The sequence below is a fragment of the Bacillus sp. EB600 genome, from assembly GCF_024494385.1.
In the GTDB taxonomy this organism is placed as follows: domain Bacteria; phylum Bacillota; class Bacilli; order Bacillales; family Cytobacillaceae; genus JAEVLT01.
In genome coordinates, this window is sequence record NZ_JAEVLT010000135.1 from 1 (window position 1) to 740 (window position 740).

General features: G+C 37.4%; 1 pseudogene. It reads right to left on the reverse strand.

The window, feature by feature from the left end:
• A pseudogene (locus JN080_RS28905) lies at positions 1 to 325 on the reverse strand (hypothetical protein); the annotation flags it as partial.
• Positions 326 to 740 lie beyond the last annotated feature (415 nt).

Genomic DNA, 740 nt, shown 5'->3' on the forward strand with positions numbered 1-740 from the left:
GGCCAGATTCCATTTCAACCTCTTTAAAGTCTGTACTACCATCTTCACCAGCCCGGCGAAACACATGCATATGATGATACATTTCTGTACGCTCTTTTCGTAAAATTTTAAGCAAGCACAGAAGCTCAAAGGTGCATAACGTCATAATCTCCGGTGTGGTCTTGTCCATATGTGCAGCCAAGGCAAACTCGCGAAAACGAATATCTAGACGTTCATGGTTTTCTTTGACGATCCTAGCATCAAGTTTCATACTACAAAAATCACAATAGTAATATTGATGATCCATCCTTTCGATGTTAGTACCGCAGTATGGACATGTTTTCATTACAGAACCTCTCCTTTGAGTCTGCTTTTTTAAGCTTTTTTCCCAATGGAAATTCATTGCTTCAGTTTATGAACAAGTACGCCAGGAAATAAAATTCCCATTTTTTTCTCTTTGAATTATAATTTTTTGTTTTTCGCCAGCACCTATTACTGAATATCTTAGGTTCTCGAATGATTTTTCGAATTTTTAGGATGCTGTAGCAACCGTCAAGCAGGCTCGATGCCTGACTTTATCAGGAAAAAACAGATGTTTTTTCATTCGAGAAGTTCCACCGGCTGAGTATCATCCGGCGAAATCTAGCTTTTGATTTTGTGAATTTTTGTATTTTTAATTTTCGATTATCGGCTCATTCTTTGTTTCTCCTACAATATAATCTACTGCTTTTTGTGCTTGACTGGCTGCTTTGACGATTAAT